The following is a 19,057-nucleotide window of genomic DNA, read 5'->3' on the forward strand; positions in this document are numbered from 1 at the left end:
CCGAACCGTCCTAGCGTCGCCCCATGACCGTGCCCGACCGCATCACCCTCGTCACCGCGCTGCAGGGCGCCGGCTGGCATCCCGCCGCCTGGCGCGTCGCCGGCCCGGCAGCACAGCGCCTCACGAGCCTCCGGCACTGGCGGGACGTCGTCGTCGAGCAGGACCGGCTCGGAGTCGACGCCGTCACCCTCGAGGACTCCTTCACCGCCGGCCCCACCGACCCCGACGGCGACCTCGACACGTCGACCGTCGTCGGCCGCCTGGACGCCCTCCTGGTCGCGAACGCGGTCGCCCCCGCGACCCGCGCGATCGGTCTGGTGCCGACCGTCTCGGTCACGCACACCGAACCGTTCCACGTCGGCACGGGCCTCCAGACCCTCGACCACGTCTCGCTGGGGCGGGCCGGATGGCGGATCCAGGTGAGTCCGACGACCCGCGAGGCCGCGCTGTTCGGCCGCCGACCCGGAGGCGACGACGCGGCCACGCTGTTCGACGAAGCCCGCGAGGCCGCCGAGGTCGTCTCCCGCCTCTGGGACAGCTGGGACGACGACGCGATCATCCGTGACGTCACGACCGGCCGCTTCATCGACCGCGACCGCATCCACGACGCGGCGTTCTCCGGTTCGTTCGTCTCGGTGCACGGCGCGTCGATCGTGCCGCGGTCCCCGCAGGGTCGACCGCCGGTGTTCGCGCTGGCACACCGCGCCGACGCGGCCGCGTTCGCCGTGGACGCTGCGGACGTCGTGCTGGTCACGCCCGGCTTCGACGGCAGGGAGGCGCGGGAAGCGTTGGCACTCGTCCGTGACGCCGAGCAGGCGGCCGGATCCGACCTCCGCCGTCCGGTCCTCGCCGACCTCGCCGTGCTCATCGGGTCGTCACCGGCCGCCGCCGCCGACGAGCTCGCCGCGCTCGACGCGGCCGCTGGCGCCCCGTACGCCGTCGGTACGGGGTCGGACACGTCCGTCCTCGCGACGACGGCGCCGGAACTCGTGTCGCTGATCGCGGACCTGCGGGCCCTCGGGTACGCCGGCGCCCGGCTCCGTCCACTGCGCATCCCGGTCGACAGCACCGCCATCGCGCGGCAGCTCGTCCCGGCGCTCGTCACCGCGGGGCTCCGCGCCGACGTGGCATCCCGTCCCACCGCCGACCTGCGCACGCGGCTCGGCATCGCGCCGGCGGTCAGCCGGTACTCGCGCCCTGCCGTCACCGGTGCCGGTGTCGGTTCCGTCTCCTCGGGGGTCTCAGCATGAGCGCCAAGCGTCAGGTCCACCTCGCCGCCCACTTCCCGGGCGTCAACAACACCACCGTCTGGAGCGACGACCGAGCCGAGAGCCAGATCGCGTTCTCGTCGTTCGAGCACTTCGCTCGGAACGCCGAGCGAGGGTTCTTCGACTTCCTGTTCCTCGCCGAGGGCCTGCGGCTCCGCGAGCAGAAGGGACGCGTCCACGACCTCGACGTCGTCGGGCGCCCGAACACGCTCGCGGTCCTGGCCGCGCTGGCCGGGGTCACCGACCACATCGGGCTCGTCGGCACCCTGCAGACGACCTTCAACGAGCCCGTCGAGCTCGCGAAGCAGCTCGCCACGCTCGACCACCTGACCGACGGCCGCGCCGGCTGGAACGTCGTGACGAGCTCGGACGCGTTCCACGGTGCGAACTTCCGCCGTGGGGGATTCCTCGACCACGCCGACCGGTACACGCGAGCCGCCGAGTTCGTGGAGCTGTCGCGCGAACTCTGGGACTCGTGGGAGTCGGACGCGATCGTGGCGAACGGGTCGGGCGCCGCCGGGACCCTGGCCGCTGGGGCCTTCGCCGACCGGTCCCGGATCCACGACGTCGACCACCACGGCCCGCAGTTCGAGGTGTCCGGCACCTTCCCGGTCCCGCGCAGCCCGCAGCGGCACCCGGTGATCGTGCAGGCGGGTGACTCGGACGAAGGCCGCGACCTCGCCGCCGCCCACGCCGAGGTGATCTTCTCGCTGCACACCGAGTTCGACGACGCACGGAGCTTCTACGGCGACGTCACCGAGCGCCTGGAGCGGGTCGGGCGGTCGAAGGACGAGCTGCTGATCCTGCCCGGCGCGACCTTCGTGCTCGGCGAAACGGCGGACGAGGCCGAGGAACGTTCCCGGGCGATCCGCCGCGCCCAGGTCAGCCCGGCGACGGCGATCGCGTTCCTCGAACAGGTGTGGAACCGTGACCTGTCGTCGTACGACGTCGACGGGCCGTTGCCCTCGATCGAGCCGGACCTGGAGGGCGCCGACATCACCCGTGGCCGCGTCCGCCACACCCGCGACGTCCCCGCGCTGGTGCAGTCGTGGCGTGACCTCGCCGCGGCCGAACACCTGTCGATCCGTGACCTGGTCATCCGCGCCTCCACCCGTGGCGGCTTCGTCGGCACGCCCGCGCACATCGCCGCCGAGATCGACCGGTACGTGCAGGAGCGCGCCACCGACGGCTTCGTCGTCGTGCCGCACACCAACCCGTACGGGCTCGACGAGTTCGTTGACCGGGTCGTCCCGCTGCTGCAGGAGCGCGGCGTGTACCGGCAGTCGTACGACGAGGGGGCGACGCTCCGGCAGACGCTCGACCTTCCCGGACGGGTCCTCGACCGGCAGCGGGTGCTCGCATGAGCCGGGTCCCGCTCTCCGTCCTCGATCTCGTGCCGGTGAGCAGCGGGTCGACCCCCGCCGAGGCCCTGGCGAACACGGTCGACCTCGCACAGCGTGCCGAACGTGCCGGGTACGCCCGGTACTGGCTGGCCGAGCACCACCTGAACCCCGGGGTCGCCGGCAGCGCACCGACGATCGTCATCGGTGCGGTCGCCGCCGCCACCTCGACCATCCGGGTCGGCAGCGCCGCGACCCTGGTCGGCAACGTCCGCGGGTTGCAGATCGCCGAGACCTTCGGCACGCTCGCCGCGCTGTACGGTGCCCGGATCGACCTCGGGCTCGGCCGCTCAGGAGCGCCAGCACCCGGCACCCCGAAGCCGCCGTCGCTCGCCCCGCGGACCGACCAGGTCGTCGACGGCCTGCTCGTCCCCGCGCCGTTCGAGTTCCGCTTCGAGCCGGGCAGCCGGTTCGCCCTGCAGGGGGAGCTGCTCGGCCGGGTGCCGGGCGACGTCGACCGGTTCGCGGGCGAACTCGACCTGATCCGCGGCCTGTTCGCCGGCACGTGGTCGCGGGACGGCGCGCTGATCGAGGCCCCGCCGGCCGGGGGTGCCGCTGTCGAGCTGTGGATCCACGGCTCCACCGGCGGCGAGAGTGCCCGGATCGCCGCCGCGCTCGGGCTGCCGTACGGCGCGAACTACCACACGTCGCCCGGCACGGTCCTGGCGTCGGTGCAGGCCTACCGCGACGCGTTCCGCCCGGGTGTGCTCGACGCGCCGCACGTGATCGTGTCGGCCGACGTGCTCGTGGCGCCGACCGCGGCCGAGGCGGACGAGCTCGGGCTCGGGTACGCCGAGTGGGTGCACTCGATCCGCTCCGGCGTCGGGGCGATCGAGTACCCCACCCCGGACGAGGCTCGAGCGGTTCGGCTGCCGGACGATGCCGCCGCGTCGGTGGCGGACCGGCTCGCGACGAGGTTCGTCGGCGACCCGGCACACGTCGCGGAACGGCTCGAGACGCTCCGGCGGGTCACGGGAGCGGACGAGTTGCTCGTCACGACGATCGCGCACGACCACGAGGCCCGGGTGCGCTCCTACGAGCTGCTCGCCGCGGAGTGGGCGGCGCGTGTCGCCGAGGGGGAGTCCGCTCTGGCTGCCCGGTAGGTCGCTGCGTGTGCATGTTCCGACATCCCACCTGTCGTTCGACGGGTGGGATGTCGTTCGTTGCGCACACATCGGGTGCGTGTGCGAGAAACCGACGACACCCCCGCGACCACGACGGTCACGGGGGTGTCGCGGCACACCTCAGCTGTTGTCGAGCGGCAGACCCTCGGGGTTCACCTCGGACGTCTTCACGGCCTCGTTCGACAGGTTGTAGGCCGCGAGCCACTTCGCGTAGGTGCCGTCCTCGATGAGCTCGTTGATCGCGGCCGCGACGGGCTTCGCGATCCCGCTGCCCTGCTTCGTCGTCGCTGCGATGAGCCCCTGCAACGAGGAGCCGGCGCCGGAGTACGTGCCCGCGGTCTTCGTCGGCTTCGCGGTGCTCCCGCTCTGCGTGTTCTGGTAGGCGATCGTCGGGTTCGGGCCGAAGTAGGCGTCGATCTTGCCCGAGTCGAGCGCGAGCCTGACCGCGTTGCCGTCCGGGTAGTACTTGATCGTGAAGTCCTCGCCCTTCGCCCGGAGCTCCTCCTGCCACTCGAGCAGGATGTTCTCCTGGTTCGTGCCGGAACTCACGGACAGGGTCTTCCCGGCGAGCACGGACGGGTCGCCGTCGAAGCGCAGCGAGCTCGAGGCCAGCACCTGGAAGGCCAGGTTGTCCTGCCGGTACGAGGCGAAGTCGTACTTCTCCTTGCGCTGCTCGGTGACCGTGACGTTCGAGAAGCCGGCGTCGTACTTGCCGCTGTCGATGCCGACGAACAGGTTGTCCCACGTCGCGTTCTGCACGTCCGCGCGCAGCCCGAGCTTCGCGGCGACGAGTCGTCCGAGGTCGGGCTCCGAACCGGTGATCGTCTTCTGGTCGTCGCCCGTGAAGGCGAGTGGCGGGAACCCGGCGGGCAGGGCACCCACGCCGATGGTCAACTTGCCGGACTCCCGGACGGCGGCGGGGAGCGCGTCGTGCAGCTTCGTGTCCTCGGTGACCTCGAGGGTCGTCTCCTTCGCCGCACCGTTCGAGGCGGCGCCGATGGTGACGGAGCCGTCGGGTTCGCCGCTCGTGTCGGCGGAAGCGCCCGCCGAGCACCCGGCGAGGGCGACGACGACGCCGGCTGCGAGGACGAGGAAGCCGGCGCGGTTGCGCCAGCGGGACGGGGTGATCGTGGACATGGTTCTCCTTGGGGTGGGTGTGGGGTGCGTGCGGGGATCAGGGGTCAGCGGACACGGGACAGGAAGTCGCGCGTGCGGGTGTGCTGCGGGTGGTCGAGCACCCGGGCCGGCGGCCCCTGCTCGACGACCCGCCCGTGGTCGAGGAACACGACGTGGTCGGCGACCTCGCGGGCGAAGGCGATCTCGTGCGTGACGATGACGAGCGTCGTGCCCGTGTCCGCCAACCCCCGGATGACCCCGAGCACCTCGCCGACGAGCTCCGGGTCCAGCGCCGAGGTCGGCTCGTCGAGCAGGACCACCGACGGCTCGAGCGCCAGGGCCCGGGCGATGGCGACGCGCTGCTGCTGCCCGCCGGACAACTGCCGGGGGCGGGCCGAGCCGCGGTCGCCGAGTCCGACCCGATCGAGCAGGGTCCGTGCCCGCGCTCGGGCCGTGGTGACGGGGACCCCGGCGGCGATCGGCCCCTCGGCGACGTTCTCGAGCGCGGTGAGGTGCGGGAACAGGTTGAAGTGCTGGAACACGAAGCCGATCCGTGACCGCTGCCGCAGGATGTGCCGCTCGGGCAGCTCCTTCCAGCGGGGGACACCGTCGCGGCCGGTGCGCAGGCGGACACCGATGGGCTCGTCGCCGACGGTGACGATCCCGCGATCGAGCGGTTCGAGGTGGTTGATCGCCCGGAGCAGCGTGGACTTGCCGGAACCGGAGGGGCCGAGGACGACGGTCACGCTGCCGGACGGCAGCGACAGGTCGATGCCGTCGATGACGACGCTGTCCCCGAACGCCTTGACGGCCCCGTGGATGCTGATCGCTGCGCTCATCAGATGGTCCTGTCGTCGATGGTGGAACCGGGGCCGGACGCGACCACGCGCGCTGCGGAGGCGGCCTGCCGGGGGTGATCCGGGCCTCCAGGCCGTCCCGACCCACGTCCGGAAGCGCGACGCACGGCGGTGCGCACCCGCTGCCAGGGTGTCGGCGGCAGCGCCCGGACCGAGCCTCGGGCGGTCCACCGCTCGACGTGGTACTGCACGATCGACACCGCGCTGGTGAGCACGAGGTACCAGATCGTGGCGACGACGAGCAGCGGGATGATGTCCGTCGGGTAGGTGCTCGACAGGTTCTGCACCACGCCGAACAGGTCGAGCAGCGAGACGTAGAACAGCAGCGAAGAGGCCTTCAGCAGTCCGACGACCTGGTTGACGAACGCCGGCACGATCGACCGCAGCGCCTGCGGCAGGATCACCCGCACGAACTGGCGGCGGCGGGGGAGCCCCAGTGCCTGTGCGGCCTCGTGCTGCCCGTGGTCGACGGCGAGCACGCCGGCGCGGACGATCTCCGACGCGTAGGCGATCTCGCTGAGGCTCAGCCCGATCACGCCGATCGCCAGGTCGCCGAGGACGTTGGCGGTCGGCACCTGGAACTGGGGCCCGAAGGGGATGCCGATGCCGATGGTCGGGTACAGCGACCCGAGGTTGTACAGGAAGACGAGCACCAGGATGAGCGGCACCGACCGGAACAGCCAGACGTACCCCCAGGCGAGCCCGGACAGCACGGGGTTCCGCGACAGCCGTGCGATCGCGACGACCACACCGCCGGCGAAACTGATCACCGCGCTCAGCGCCGTCGCCGTCAGCGTCAGCTGCAGTCCGGTCAGGACGGCGGGGCTGAACAGCCACTTGCCGACGGCGGGCCAGCCCCACTGCTCGTTGGTGAACAGCGTCTCGACGAAGTTCAGCAGCACCACGAGCACGAGGGCCGCGGCGATCCACCGCATCGGGTGGCGCAGCGGCACGACGGGGCGGTCGAGTGCGGCGTGTCCGGCCGCGACGATGGTCGCGGACGTCGGCCTGGAGGCGCGTCCCGCCTCGGGCGGTCGACCCCCGTCGTCGACGCTGGTCGCCTCCCGCTGCGGGGCCCTGGTGGTGTCGGTCATGTCGCGACCGTAGGAGGCCTGGGCGGCGCCGACAACGGGTCGCGCAACACCCCGCCACGCGACGCAACACCCGGCCATCCGGCGCAACGCGGCGTCACAGAACGGTGTCCTGGGTGACGTTCCGTGACGGCCGACGAAGCGCTACCGTTGCGCCATGACAGCGCATCGTGTGACCGCCCCGGCACCCCCGGCGGACGGCACCAAGGTGAAGGGTCCGGCGTCGTACTTCCCGAGCATCGAGACGACGTACGGCCGCCCGGTGCAGGAGTGGCTCGACCTGGTCGCCGACCGGCTCGACGACCACCAGCACATGGAGGTCGTCGGGTGGCTCAAGTCCGAGCACGGCCTCGGGCACGGGCACGCGAACGCCCTGGTCGCCTACGTGAAGCACGCGCTGGCCCCCTGAGCGGTCGCGCGTCCCTGCGTGGTGCCGCGGCGGTGTCGGTCGCGCTGCTCGCTGTGTGGTGCGGCGGGTGTCGGCCGCGCTGCGTGGTGCGGCGGGTGTCGGTGGTCGTTCCTAGCGTGGTGGCGTGGCCGAACCCGTCGATGCGTGGTGGCGCCGCCGACAGTGGTCGCGCGGCGAAGCGGTGCCGTACGCCGTCGGACAGTTCCGCGCGGACTGGGCGCCGTACCCGGTGCTCATCAGGCAGTACCACCCCGACCTGAACCACGGCGTTGTCCTGACCCAGGTCCCCCCGGCGGCCGAGGTCCTGCTCACCTGGGAGTGCGACGTCGGGCACGTCTTCGTCGCGACGCCCTCCGAACAGCGGTCCCGCCCGGGTCGTGAGCGCCGCCGCTCCGTCTGGTGCCCCGAGTGCGCGGTGCAGGCCCAGCCGCAGCGGTGGCCGGTGCTGCCGTCGGACTGGCCCCAGGCGGTGCCCGTGCCGCAGCGGGTCGTCCGGAGTACCGGACGACAGACCCTGCCGGCGGCTCCGGTCCGCGGGGTCCCGGCCGGCGCCGTTGCGTCGAGCCGTGCCCGGTCCCGTCGGCCCGTCGCCGGGTCCGCCGGGTCGGCCGCTGGGGCACCCCGTCGGGCCGCCCAGTCCGTTCCCCGCACGATCTGCCCGAAGACCCCGCGGTTGCCGTCGGGTGAGTCGTTCACGAGCGTCTGCGCCCCGGCGACGGCATCGGCGGTCGAAGCCGAACTCCGAGGCATGCTGTCCGACCGGTTCGCGTTCACCTACGACCACTCCGCGATCCGGCTCGACCGCCCGTTCTTCGACCACGTCGAGGCCTGGCCGGACATCATCCTGCCCGAGCTCCGCGTCGCGATCGAGTACGACTCCACCGGTCGGCACGGGCTCGAGCACGTCGGCCCCCGGCAGGAGACCGACCGCAGAAAGGACCGCGCCGTCCGTGCCGTGGGGTGGGAGGTCGTCCGCATCCGCACCGGACGGCTGCCGGCGCTCGGCCCGTACGACCTGCAGGTCTCGGGCATCTCCGGGCGGACCGTCGAGCGGCTTGCGGACACCCTGCGCGAGCTCCGGGGCGCGCTGTTCGTCGACGCGTACACCCGGTGACGCCGCCGACCGGGGGACAGGCGCGGCGTGACGGGGTACGACCCGGCTGGGAGCGGTCGCGAGCGACGGGTAGGTATACATGGTGACCACCGTCTTCTGTCTCCACGCCCTCGGCGCGAGTTCCGAGGAGTTCGCGCTGCTGCGCGCCGAACTCGTCGGCGACCTCGACCTGATCGGCATCGACCTGCCCGGCTTCGGTCGCAGCCCGGCGTCGTCCGGCACCACCGTCGAGGAGATGGCCGTCCTGGTGGAGCGCGCGATCGGGGCGAGCGGCTCGACGGAGTGGATGCTCCTCGGGCACTCGATGGGCGGCAAGGTCGCCACGGTGGTGGCCGACCGCACGATCTCCGGCGCGAACGGCCTGTTCGGGCTGCGAGCCGTGGTGCTCCTCGCCGCGTCCCCGCTCGCTCCCGAGCCGATGGACGACGACCGCCGCTGGACGATGCTGTCATGGGCTGCGGGTGGCCCGATCGGCGCCGAGGACGCCGAGGAGTTCGTCGCCGCCAACACCGCGGCACCCCTGGCGCCCTCGCGGCACAGCGCGGCGGTGCAGGACGTCGAGCTGACCGACCCGGCAGCCTGGACGGACTGGCTGTCCCGCGGCAGCCGCGAGGACTGGTCGGACGCCGCACCGAACCCGGTGCCCGCCCTGGTGCTCGCCGGCGCCGAGGACGGCGACCTCGATGCCGACGCCCAGCGCCGCCTGACCCTGCCGCACTGGCCGAACAGCGAGCTCCACGTCGTCGACGGCGCAGCCCACCTGCTGCCCTGGGAACAGCCCGAGGCCGTGGCCGAGCGCATCCGCGACTTCTGGCAGCGCCGTGTCACGGGGTCGCCGGTCGTCCCCGTGGAGCACGCCCGCGTGATCGCCTCACCGCGGGTCAGCGCCCGGACCCGAGGTCTGCTGGCCCAGCGGGCACTGCCCGACGACCCGGCGGCCGCACCCCACGCCCTGATGCCGACGCAGTTGGACACCCTGCGTGCGGTCGCGCGGATCGTCGTCCCGCAGCCCGGCACCGACCAGGTCGACCTGGCACTGCGGGTCGACGCGCAGCTGGCCGCCGGGCTCGGCGACGGCTGGCGGCCGGACGGCCTGCCGGTGGACGCCGAGGCCTACCGTGCCGCGCTCGACGTGCTCGCCGCACCCGCCCGCGACGGCGTGCTCGACCAGGCCCTCGAGTCCGTGGCTGCCGGGCGGTACCGCGCCGACGGCGATCTCGACGCCGAGCAGCTGCGCGCGTGGTTCGAGGACGCCAGCGTCGACCTCGTGAAGCACTGGCTCGCACACCCCGCCACCCTGGCCGCCATCGACTTCGACGGCTACGCGAACGGCGGCGACGGCGTCCGCAAGCAGGGCTTCCAGCTGCTCGCGGCGGGCGAGCGCGAGGCCTGGGAACCCGAGGCCCCCGCCGGCCCCGGTACCGCCGGCACCGCCGGCACGATGGACACCGCACCGACGACCGGAGCTGCACGATGAGACTCGACGGACAACGCACGTACGGCACGGACGACGTCATCGACGTGGTGGTGGTCGGCACCGGGGCCGGGGGAGCGCCGCTCCTCGCATCGCTGGCCCGCCGTGGCCTGACGGTCGTCGCGCTCGAGGCCGGTCGCAACACCGAGCCGGGCGACCACGTGCCGGACGAGGTCGCCGCCCCCGGTGACATCAACTGGATGGACGAGCGGCTGAGCGGCGGTGGGACCCCCACGGCCTTCGGCCCGAACAACAGCGGCACGGGCGTCGGCGGTTCTACGCTGCACTGGGGCGCGTTCACCCCGCGGCCGAGCGAGCACGACCTGCGGCTGCGGACCGAGAGCGGCGCGGGGCAGGACTGGCCGATCAGCCACGCCGAACTCACCGGCTGGATCGAGCAGGTCGAGCACGACGTCGGCGTCGCCGGCCCTGAGCACTACCCGTGGGACCCGTCCCGCCGTTACCGGATGCGCCCGCCGGCCCGGAACGCCTCGTCGGACATGATGATGCGCGGCACCGCGGCCGCCGGGATCACCGCGACCGACGCCCCCGTCGGCCTGACCACCGAGGACCGGCACCAGGAGCACCACGGGCTGCGTCAGGCCTGCGTGTCCTGCGGCTCGTGCCACCAGGGCTGCCGCAACGGCTCGAAGGTGTCGATGGACACGACCTACCTACCTGCCCGCCGCCGTGGCGTTCGGTGCCGAGATCCGTCCGGAGTCCTTCGTGCACGGCATCGAGCTCGACGCGGCGGGACGGGTCGAGGCGGTCCTGTACACCGCCGACGGGCGCGAGCACCGCCAGCGCTGCCGGACCCTCGTCCTCGCCGCGGGCGGTGTCGAGACGCCGCGGCTGCTGCTGCACACCGGTGTCGCGAACGGCAGCGGACAGGTCGGCCGGAACTTCACCGCGCACGGAGCCACCCAGGTGTGGGCGCGCTTCGACGAGTCGATGCGCTCGTACCGCGGGTACCCGTCGTCGATCATCACCGAGGACTTCGTCCGACCGGCGGACGCCGACTTCGCGGGCGGCTACCTCATCCAGAGCCTGGGCGTGCAGCCACAGACCTTCGCGACCTCGCTGGTCCGGGGTGGCGGACTCCGCGGCACCGAGCTCGTCCGGGCGCTGCAGGACTACCCGTTCTCGGCCGGCGTCGGCATCAACGCCGAGTGCCTGCCGTACGACGACAACCGCCTCGAGCTGACCGACGAACTCGACGAGCACGGTGTCCCGCGTGCCCGGGTCTCGTTCACCCCGGGCTCGAACGAGGAAGCGATCCGTCGTCACGCGGTCCGCACGATGACGACCATCGTCGAGGCTGCCGGTGGGCAGGACGTCCGGGTGCTCGAACGCACGGCGCACACCATCGGCACCGCGCGGATGGGCACGGACCGCGAGACCTCCGTCGTCGACCGGGACGGCCGCTCGTGGGACGTCCCGAACCTGTGGATCGCCGACAACTCGGTGTTCCCGAGCGCGGTCATCGCGAACCCGGCGCTGACGATCATGGCGCTCTCGCTCCGCACCGCCGACCGCATGCTGCAGGCCGCCTGAGCAGGTGCCCCGACGGCCTGGTCGCGCGTCAGCCCCGCAGCGCGAGCGCCTCGCTCGTCCACCGTGCGTGCAGGTCCCACGGGTCGTCGACCCCGGCGGCGACGGCGTCCACGTGGGCCAGGAGTTCCGGCGTCACCCGGAACCACTCGGTGCCCGGGTACCGGCTGGCGGCGAAGGCTGCGTGCCGGCGGCGTTCGAGGGTCCGGTCACCGCGCTCGAACGCCAGCAGGTCCTGGTGCGGGATCGCCGCGAGCCGCTGCCGAGGGTTCATCGTCGTGCCGATCTTGATGCGGTCGCCGAAGTCGTCGCGCATCCGCAGGTAGTAGACGACGTCGACCCGAGGGGGAGCGAGGTCGCCGTCCGGCACGTCACCCCAGCGCCACTCGCACCGGGCGCACACCGCACCCGAGGGGAACCGCACCCCGATCCGCGAACCGCACGCCGGGCACGGTCCGGGCAGGGTGTCCTCGATGCCGGAGTGTTCGGCGGCGAGGTCGGCGACGAACGCGACGTGCGCGCCGCACAGGGGGACGCCCGCGAGCCCGTCCGCGAGCACGCCCGCGCAACCCGGCACGCAGCACGACGAGGTGACCATGCGCCGAACGCTAGCCCGACCCACCGACGTGCCCCGGGCCTCCCGGCCGCTGCGCGCGCTGGGCGTACCGGGTCGAATCGGTCGTACCTGGTCAAATCGGGCGTACCTGGTCGAATCGGGCGTACCTGGTCCGTTCTTCCCACCAGGTATGCCCGTTCCTACCAGCCATCGCACCCGTTCTGGGAAAGAGCGGGCGTACCTGCGGGAACCGGGCGTACCTGGTCGGATCGGGCGTATCTGGTCGAATCGGGCGTACCTAATCCGCTCTTCCGATCAGGTATGCCCGTTCCTACCTGCCATCGCGCCCGCTCTGGGAAAGAGCGGGCGTACCTGCGGGAACCGGGCGTACCTGGTCGAACCGGGCGTACCGGCCAAGATCGGGCGTACCTGGTCCGTTCTTCCGACCAGGTACGCCCGTTCCCACCAGCCATCGCACCCGCTCTGGGAAGGAACGGGCACGCAGGCCGCCGTCAGTCGGTGAAGATCACCCCGACGGGCTCGCGCTTCTCCTCCTGGAACTCGTCCTCACCGCGACCGAGCGCCCAGTACGCCGACAACGACATCTCGCGCTTCTCCAGCCCCCAGTCGTCCTGCAGCAGCCGACGGATCGCCTTCATCGCGGTCCGCTCGCCGTGCGCGAAGACCTGGACCGGCCTGGAGGCACGCGGCAGCCCGCGGGCCGTCTCCAGCAGGAGCGTGCCCGGCTGGGCGCCGGTGGCGTCCCGGTGCAGCCACCGCAGGTCGACCCCGGCCGGGTGCCGGATGTCCTGCTCGTCGGCGGGCCCGGCCACCTCGACCAGGGCGACGCCGACGGCGGAGCCGGGCATCGACTCGAGTGCGGCGCCGATCGCGGGCAGGGCGCTGTCGTCGCCGAGCAGCACGTGCGTGACCGCCGGGTCAGGGGTCGGCGCGTAGCCACCACCGGGCCCGGACAGGGCGAGTCGATCGCCGGGCTGCGCAGACGCTGCCCAGGGACCGGCGAGGCCCTCCTCGCCGTGCACGACGAAGTCGATCGCGATGGTCCGCGTGGTGTGGTCGGCCGCACGCACCGTGTAGGTGCGGCGGGCGGGGCGGTCGTGCTTCGGCAGGGTCTCGCGCAGGGCCTCGAGGTCGTACGGCGGCACGAGTCCGAGCGACGGCTTCGCGAGCAGGAGCTTGACGTACTTGTCGGTCGAGCCGAGCCGGTCGGGGTCGGCCTGGGCGACGAAGTCCTCGAAGGCCGAGCCGCCCAGGTGCACGCGCACCATGTGGGGCGAGAGCCGTTCGGTGCGGTCGACGACGAAGACGTGCTGGGGGCGTTTGGGTTTCGAGCTCATCGTGGGGGAGCTTCCTCTCGCGGGTTCGGCGCCACCTGGGTGATCCCTGCTTGACGCGCGCGGCACTAAGGTTAGCCTTACCTCATGGACTCGACCGTCATCCCGTTCTCCGAGCTGCTGCGGCGTCGCACGCGGCGCTCGCACGGTGCCTCGGCCACGAGCGGCTTCATGCAGGACCTGCTCGGCGGCGACTGCGACGTCGCCGACTACGCGGACCTGCTCGGACAGTACGCCTTCGTGTACGACGCGCTCGAGCGGGCGGCGGAACGCATGGCCGACCACCCCGTGGCGGCGCCGTTCGTCACCGCGCAGCTCACCCGGATGCCGGCGATCCGCGCCGACCTCGAGTACCTGATCGGCCCGGACTGGTCCGAACTGGTGTGCCCGCTGCCCGCGACGACCGCGTACGTGCGACGCCTCAACGAGGTCGCGGCTGAGTGGCCCGGCGGCTTCGTGGCACACCACTACACGCGGTACCTCGGCGACGTGTCCGGCGGGCACGTGATCGGGCAGGTGCTGGCCGAGCGGTTCGGGTTCGACACGAACGGCGTCCTCTTCTACATCTTCGACCAGGTCGCCGACCCGAGCGACTTCGAGCACACCTACCGGGCCCAGCTCGACGCCGCGCCCTGGACGGCCGAGGAGCAGGAGCGGGTGATCGCCGAGGTCGAGCTCGCCTACGAGCTGAACCGTGGGCTGCTCGCCGGCCTCGACGCCCGCCGTGCTCCGTTCCGTCAGGAGCCGGGCGACACGTCGGTCGCCGCCGTCACGGCCTGACCGCACAGCGGCGGTCCCCGCGCAGAGCCCCTCGGCCCCGGCCCCCGGCCCCGGCCTCGCGTCCGTCCGGACGGTCGACGTCATGCGCCCCCGGGTGCCGATACGCTGCTGGGACCCGGGACCAGCCTCCCGGACGACCCGGAAAGGACTCCATGACGGCGATCGACGGATCTGCACGCCACGAGCGCGCGCGGGACGACGTCAGCGGTGCGGTCGACAGTGACCTGCGCGCCGACGTGCGGTACCTCGGCAACCTCCTCGGCCGGGTGCTGCGGGAGAACGGGGGCGACGAACTGCTCCACGACGTGGAGTCGTTGCGCGCCGCCGTGATCGACGCCTACGAAGGCGACCACGCCGAGGGCGCAGCGCGTGCCCAGGCGATCGTCTCTGGCATGTCGGCCGAACGCGCCGAGGCCGTGGCACAGGCGTTCACCACCTACTTCCACCTCACAAACCTGGCCGAGGAACACCACCGCGTGCGGGTCCTCCGGCAGCGTGGTGACGACGGCGGCGTGGCCGGCGACTCGTTCCCCGCCACCTACGCCGAGCTCGTCGCCGAGGTCGGCGAGGCCGAGGCTGCCGAACGCCTCCGCACCCTGCGGTTCCACCCGGTGCTGACGGCCCACCCGACCGAGGCCCGCCGCCGCGCGGTCACCACGGGTGTCCGCCGCATCACGGACCTCATCGACGAGCGCGACCGTGCCCGCAACGCGATGGCCCGCGCCGAGAACGAGCGCCGCCTGCTCGAGGAGATCACGACCCTCCTGCGCACCTCGCCGCTCCGCACCACCCGGCCGACCCCGCTCGACGAGGTCCGCACCGCGATGAGCGTGTTCGACCAGACCCTGTTCGAGATCGTCCCGCAGGTCTACCGCCTGCTCGACGACCGGCTGCAGGGCGACGACGCCGGCCGCGCTTCCGTGATCGCGCCCGCGTTCGTGCGGTTCGGCACCTGGATCGGCGGCGACCGCGACGGCAACCCGCACGTCACGGCCGACGTCACCCGCCAGGCCGCCGAGATCGCGGCGGAGCACATCCTGCTCGGCCTCGCCCGCGCGACCACCCGCATCGGCAGCGCCCTGACCCTCGACGCGAGCGACACCCCCGCCGACGCCGGCCTCACCGCCCTCGTCGCCGCGCAGGAGTCCCTCGACCCGGGCATCGCCGAGCGCATCGGCGTCCGCGCACCGAACGAGACCCACCGTCGTGCGCTCCTGTTCGTCGCCGCGCGCATCGACGCCACCCGGACCGGCACCACACCGCTGGCCTACGACGGCCCCGAGGCGCTGCTGGCCGACCTCCGCACCATCCAGGCGTCGCTCATCGCCGCCGGTGCCATCCGCCCGGCGAACGGCGAGCTGCAGAACCTCGTCTGGCAGGTCGAGACCTTCGGGTTCCACCTGGCCGAGCTCGAGGTCCGGCAGCACTCGCAGGTGCACCGAACGGCCCTCGCCGAGATCCGCGCCGGTGGCGAACTGAGCGAGACCACCGAAGAGGTCCTCGCCGTGTTCCGCACGATCGCCGGGCTGCAGTCCCGCTACGGCGTCCGTGCGGCGAACCGGTACATCGTGTCCTTCACGCAGTCCCCGGCGGACCTGGCGAACGTGCACGAACTCGCGGTCGCCGCGCTCGGATCCGCCGAGGCCGCGCCGGTGCTCGACGTCATCCCGCTGTTCGAGACCTTCGCCGACCTGCACGCCAGCGTCGACATCCTCGACGAGGCCGTCCGCACCGAGGCGTTCCAGCGACGCCTCGCCGCGACCGGCCGTCGGCTCGAGGTCATGCTCGGCTACTCGGACTCGTCGAAGGACGTCGGCCCGGTGTCCGCGAACCTGGCGCTGTACGACGCCCAGGCCCGCATCGCCGACTGGGCCCGCGACAACGACATCGAGCTGACCCTGTTCCACGGCCGGGGCGGTTCGCTCGGCCGCGGTGGCGGTCCCGCCAACGAGGCGGTCCTCGCGCAGCCGCCGGGGTCGATCGACGGTCGCCTGAAGCTCACCGAGCAGGGTGAGGTCATCTTCGCCCAGTACGGCGACCAGGACATCGCCGCCCGCCACCTCGAGCAGATGGCCTCGGCGACGCTGTTCGCGTCGTCGCCGTCGAACGAGGCGCGCACCGCCGCCGCGGCCGCCCGGTTCGCCGACCTCGCCCAGCAGCTCGACGACGTCTCGCGCGTCGCCTTCTACGACCTGGTCAAGGCCGACGGCTTCGCGCCGTGGTTCGCCCGGGTCACCCCGATGGAGGAGATCGGCCTGCTGCCCCTCGGCTCCCGCCCGGCCCGTCGTGGCCTGTCGGTGGAGTCGCTGGAGGACCTCCGCGCCATCCCGTGGGTGTTCTCGTGGACGCAGGCGCGCATCAACCTCGCCGGCTGGTACGGGCTCGGCTCCGCGCTCGAGGCCGTCGGCGACGTCGACGTGCTCCGCGCCGCGTACGCCGATTGGCCGCTCTTCGCCGCGATGATCAAGAACGTCGAGATGTCGCTCGCGAAGACCGACGAGCACATCGCCCGCCGGTACCTCGAGCTCGCCGACCGCGACGACCTCGCCGCGAAGGTGCTCGACGAGATGGTCCGCACCCGCGACTGGGTGCTCCGCGTCTCCGGCGGCAGCGACGTGCTCGAGGACCGACCCGTCCTCGCCCGCGCCGTGCGCCTCCGCAGCCCGTACGTCGACGCCCTGTCGCACCTGCAGCTCCGTGCGCTGCGCGCCATCCGTACGTCCGGCAGCACGGACCCGACGGACGCCGACCACCGGCTCCTGCTGCTCACCGTCAACGGGATCGCGGCCGGCCTGCAGAACACGGGCTGACGCCCCCGACCGATGGACAGGAGGCCCGGTGCCAGCTGGCACCGGGCCTCCCGTCCGTCCGCGCGCACGTCCCGGGTCGCGCCGCCGAGTGGTCACGAAGCGTCGGCTGCGCCGTCGCCGAGCGACCGGTTGCGACCACTCGGCGGACGTGAGCGGGGTGTCGTGACCGCTCGTGCCGCACGCCGCCGCTCCGCCGAGTGGTCACGGCACGTCGGGTGGCACCCGCCGTGTGGTCACGACCCGTCGGCTGCGCCGTCGCCGAGCGACGGAACGCGACCACTCGGCGGACGTGAGCGGGGTGTCGTGACCACTCACGCGGCGCCCGCCGCCGCTCCGCCGAGTGGTCACGACACGTCGGGTGGCCCCCGCCGAGTGGTCACGAACCGTCGGCTGCGCCGTCGCCGAGCGACGGAACGCGACCACTCGGCGAACGTGAGCGGGGTGTCGTGACCGCTCACGCGCCGCTCCGCCGAGTGGTCACGACACGTCGGGTGGCCCCGGCCGAGTGGTCACGAACCGTCGGCTGCGCCGTCGCCGAGCGACCGGTTGCGACCACTCGGTGGACGTGAGCGGGGTGTCGTGACCGCTCGCGCGCCGCACGGGAGGCCCGTGGCGGGGCCGCACCGGGCCTCCAGTCCGTCCGCGCGCACGTCGCAGGCCGCGTTTCGTGAGCAGCAACGGTCGCTTCCGGCACCGCGACCCGACCGTGCTGCTCACGAAGTGCCTGTCGAATCGATTCGGGGACGCGTAGCGTGTCCGAGGTGACGACGGAGCGCAGGCTGGGACCGACGACGACCGTGCTGCCCCCGATCGTGCCGCTGGCGCTCATCGTCGGCGTGTCGCCGTTCGCCACGGACATGTACATCCCCGCACTCCCGGCCATCGCGCGCGACCTCGGCACCACGCCCGGCGCGGTGCAGCTGTCGCTCACGGCGTTCCTCGTGGCCTTCGCGGTCGGCCAGCTCCTCGTCGGACCGGTGAGTGACGGGATCGGTCGTCGGCCGATGCTCGTCGTCGGGACCGCACTGTTCGCCCTCGCGTCGGTCGGCTGCGCGCTCGCCCCCGACGTCGTGACGCTGGTGGTGGCCCGCGTTGCGCAGGGACTCGCCGGTGCCGCGGGCGCCGTGGCGGGCCGGGCGATGGTGTCCGACGTGACGAGCGGCACCCGGATGGCGAAGGTGTTCGGCACGCTCGCGGCCATCAACGCGATCGGACCCGTGGTGGCCCCGCTGGCCGGGGGAGCGGTGCTGACGGTCGGCACGTGGCGGCTCATGTTCGTCGTGCTGGCCGTGCTCGGCGCCGTGTTCTTCGTGGCCGTGGTGCTGCGGTTCCGCGAGACCCTGCCGCCGGAGCGTCGTGGTGGCGTCGGGTTCGCGGCCAACGGGCGGCGCATCCGCGAGCTCCTGGCAATCCCGCGGTTCCGGGCCTACGTGCTGAGCGGGGTGCTGTCGACGGTGGGGTTCTTCGCGTACATCGCGACGAGCTCGTTCGTGTTCCAGTCGGAGTTCGGGTTCTCCGAGGGCCTGTACACGCTGGTCTTCGCCACGAACGCGTCGATGATGATCGTCACGACGCTGCTGTTCGGTCGGCTCGTCGGACGGTTCACCGAAGACGCCTTGCTGACCCTGGGCCTGGTCGTCGGGACGGTCGGGGCCACGGCCGTGTTCGTGTCGGCGCTCCTCGGACTCGGGCCCGTGCCGGTGTGGTGCGCCCTCGCGGTCGTGACGGCCGCGTGGGGCTTCGTCCTGCCGGCGGCGATGACCCGCACCCAGCACGTCGGCGCGGCGCACCCGGGCACCGCGGCCGCCCTGCAGGGCGGGCTGACCTTCGGCATCGGCGGTCTCGGCACCCCGCTCGCCGGCGCGCTCGGCGGCACCGCGCTGGCCATGGGCGGGGTGATGGCAGCGCTGATGGCCGCGGCCGTGGTGGTCCAGGTGACGGCGACGCGGCGAAACCGGTCCCACAACTGAGGGCGACGCGGCGAAACCGGTCCCACAACTGAGGGCGACGCGGCGAAACCGGTCCCACAACTGAGGGCGACGCGGCGAAACCGGTCCCACAACTGACGGCGACGCGGCGAAACCGGTCCCACAACTGAGGGTCTGAGCCGGTAGGTTGCTGGTTGCAAGGCGCACCGATCTGAGGAGACCCA

General features: G+C 72.8%; 15 protein-coding genes. 10 read left to right on the forward strand and 5 right to left on the reverse strand.

Going from position 1 to position 19,057, the window contains the following annotated elements:
• The first annotated feature begins 23 nt into the window (after positions 1 to 23).
• From DEJ30_RS13430 to DEJ30_RS13440, 3 genes are read left to right on the forward strand one after another with little or no spacing between them, the layout of a single operon-like run.
• Positions 24 to 1,250 carry an LLM class flavin-dependent oxidoreductase gene (locus DEJ30_RS13430; RefSeq protein WP_110862201.1) on the forward strand — a complete coding sequence of 409 codons (1,227 nt, stop codon included), beginning with the start codon at positions 24 to 26 and terminating at the stop codon, positions 1,248 to 1,250.
• Positions 1,247 to 2,632, forward strand: coding sequence for an NtaA/DmoA family FMN-dependent monooxygenase (locus tag DEJ30_RS13435; protein WP_110862203.1), 1,386 nt, complete (start codon positions 1,247 to 1,249; stop codon positions 2,630 to 2,632). Before DEJ30_RS13430 ends, DEJ30_RS13435 begins: the two co-directional genes overlap by 4 nt.
• Positions 2,629 to 3,771, forward strand: a complete 1,143-nt coding sequence (locus tag DEJ30_RS13440) for an LLM class flavin-dependent oxidoreductase (RefSeq protein WP_110862205.1) — start codon at positions 2,629 to 2,631, stop codon at positions 3,769 to 3,771. The genes DEJ30_RS13435 and DEJ30_RS13440 overlap by 4 nt, the downstream gene beginning before the upstream one ends.
• Positions 3,772 to 3,912: 141 nt before the next feature.
• Here the strand turns inward: DEJ30_RS13440 and DEJ30_RS13445 are convergent, their stop codons facing one another.
• Genes DEJ30_RS13445 through DEJ30_RS13455 form a run of 3 tightly spaced genes read right to left on the reverse strand, consistent with a single transcriptional unit; the run spans position 3,913 to position 6,859 of the window.
• A complete protein-coding gene (locus DEJ30_RS13445) occupies positions 3,913 to 4,929 on the reverse strand; it encodes a transporter substrate-binding domain-containing protein (RefSeq protein WP_110862207.1) in 1,017 nt (338 codons plus the stop codon).
• 44 nt (positions 4,930 to 4,973) lie between these two features.
• Positions 4,974 to 5,747 carry an amino acid ABC transporter ATP-binding protein gene (locus DEJ30_RS13450; protein WP_110862209.1) on the reverse strand — a complete coding sequence of 258 codons (774 nt, stop codon included), beginning with the start codon at positions 5,745 to 5,747 and terminating at the stop codon, positions 4,974 to 4,976.
• Positions 5,747 to 6,859, reverse strand: coding sequence for an amino acid ABC transporter permease (locus DEJ30_RS13455; RefSeq protein ID WP_110862211.1), 1,113 nt, complete (start codon positions 6,857 to 6,859; stop codon positions 5,747 to 5,749). The genes DEJ30_RS13450 and DEJ30_RS13455 overlap by 1 nt, the downstream gene beginning before the upstream one ends.
• Before the next feature lie 154 nt (positions 6,860 to 7,013).
• Here DEJ30_RS13455 and DEJ30_RS13460 point away from each other — a divergent pair, with 154 nt between their 5' ends.
• The 4 genes from DEJ30_RS13460 (at position 7,014) to DEJ30_RS18555 (ending at position 11,407) form a co-directional block, all read left to right on the forward strand.
• Positions 7,014 to 7,265, forward strand: a complete 252-nt coding sequence (locus DEJ30_RS13460) for a DUF4287 domain-containing protein (RefSeq protein WP_110862214.1) — start codon at positions 7,014 to 7,016, stop codon at positions 7,263 to 7,265.
• Between the two features lie 124 nt (positions 7,266 to 7,389).
• Positions 7,390 to 8,379, forward strand: a complete 990-nt coding sequence (locus tag DEJ30_RS13465; protein WP_110862216.1) for a zinc-ribbon domain-containing protein — start codon at positions 7,390 to 7,392, stop codon at positions 8,377 to 8,379.
• 82 nt (positions 8,380 to 8,461) lie between these two features.
• Positions 8,462 to 9,856 carry an alpha/beta fold hydrolase gene (locus DEJ30_RS13470; RefSeq protein ID WP_181420141.1) on the forward strand — a complete coding sequence of 465 codons (1,395 nt, stop codon included), beginning with the start codon at positions 8,462 to 8,464 and terminating at the stop codon, positions 9,854 to 9,856.
• 687 nt (positions 9,857 to 10,543) lie between these two features.
• Positions 10,544 to 11,407, forward strand: coding sequence for a GMC oxidoreductase (locus DEJ30_RS18555; protein WP_258369947.1), 864 nt, complete (start codon positions 10,544 to 10,546; stop codon positions 11,405 to 11,407).
• A 28-nt stretch (positions 11,408 to 11,435) separates the two neighbouring features.
• Here DEJ30_RS18555 and DEJ30_RS13480 read toward each other — a convergent pair whose 3' ends face one another.
• Together DEJ30_RS13480 and DEJ30_RS13485 are read right to left on the reverse strand one after the other, a co-directional pair.
• Complete coding sequence (locus tag DEJ30_RS13480) at positions 11,436 to 12,002, reverse strand: GIY-YIG nuclease family protein (RefSeq protein ID WP_110862220.1); 567 nt, start codon at positions 12,000 to 12,002, stop codon at positions 11,436 to 11,438.
• Positions 12,003 to 12,472: 470 nt separating this feature from the next.
• Entirely contained in the window at positions 12,473 to 13,318 is an 846-nt protein-coding gene (locus tag DEJ30_RS13485) for a siderophore-interacting protein (RefSeq protein WP_110862222.1), read from the reverse strand.
• An 84-nt stretch (positions 13,319 to 13,402) separates the two neighbouring features.
• Between DEJ30_RS13485 and DEJ30_RS13490 the strand changes: the two genes are divergently transcribed.
• The 3 genes from DEJ30_RS13490 to DEJ30_RS13500 all read left to right on the forward strand — a co-directional run bounded on the left by DEJ30_RS13490 (position 13,403) and on the right by DEJ30_RS13500 (position 18,875).
• Positions 13,403 to 14,095: a heme oxygenase (biliverdin-producing) gene (locus DEJ30_RS13490; RefSeq protein ID WP_110862225.1), complete on the forward strand. Its 693-nt coding sequence runs from the start codon at positions 13,403 to 13,405 to the stop codon at positions 14,093 to 14,095.
• Between the two features lie 152 nt (positions 14,096 to 14,247).
• Entirely contained in the window at positions 14,248 to 16,905 is a 2,658-nt protein-coding gene (locus DEJ30_RS13495) for a phosphoenolpyruvate carboxylase (RefSeq protein WP_110862227.1), read from the forward strand.
• Between the two features lie 761 nt (positions 16,906 to 17,666).
• The gene (locus tag DEJ30_RS13500; RefSeq protein WP_258369948.1) at positions 17,667 to 18,875 is read left to right on the forward strand and encodes a multidrug effflux MFS transporter; all 1,209 of its coding nucleotides are present in this window, start codon (positions 17,667 to 17,669) and stop codon (positions 18,873 to 18,875) included.
• Positions 18,876 to 19,057: the final 182 nt, after the last annotated feature.

It is taken from the genome of Curtobacterium sp. MCPF17_003 (genome assembly GCF_003224385.1).
Taxonomy (GTDB): Bacteria; Actinomycetota; Actinomycetes; order Actinomycetales; family Microbacteriaceae; genus Curtobacterium; species Curtobacterium flaccumfaciens.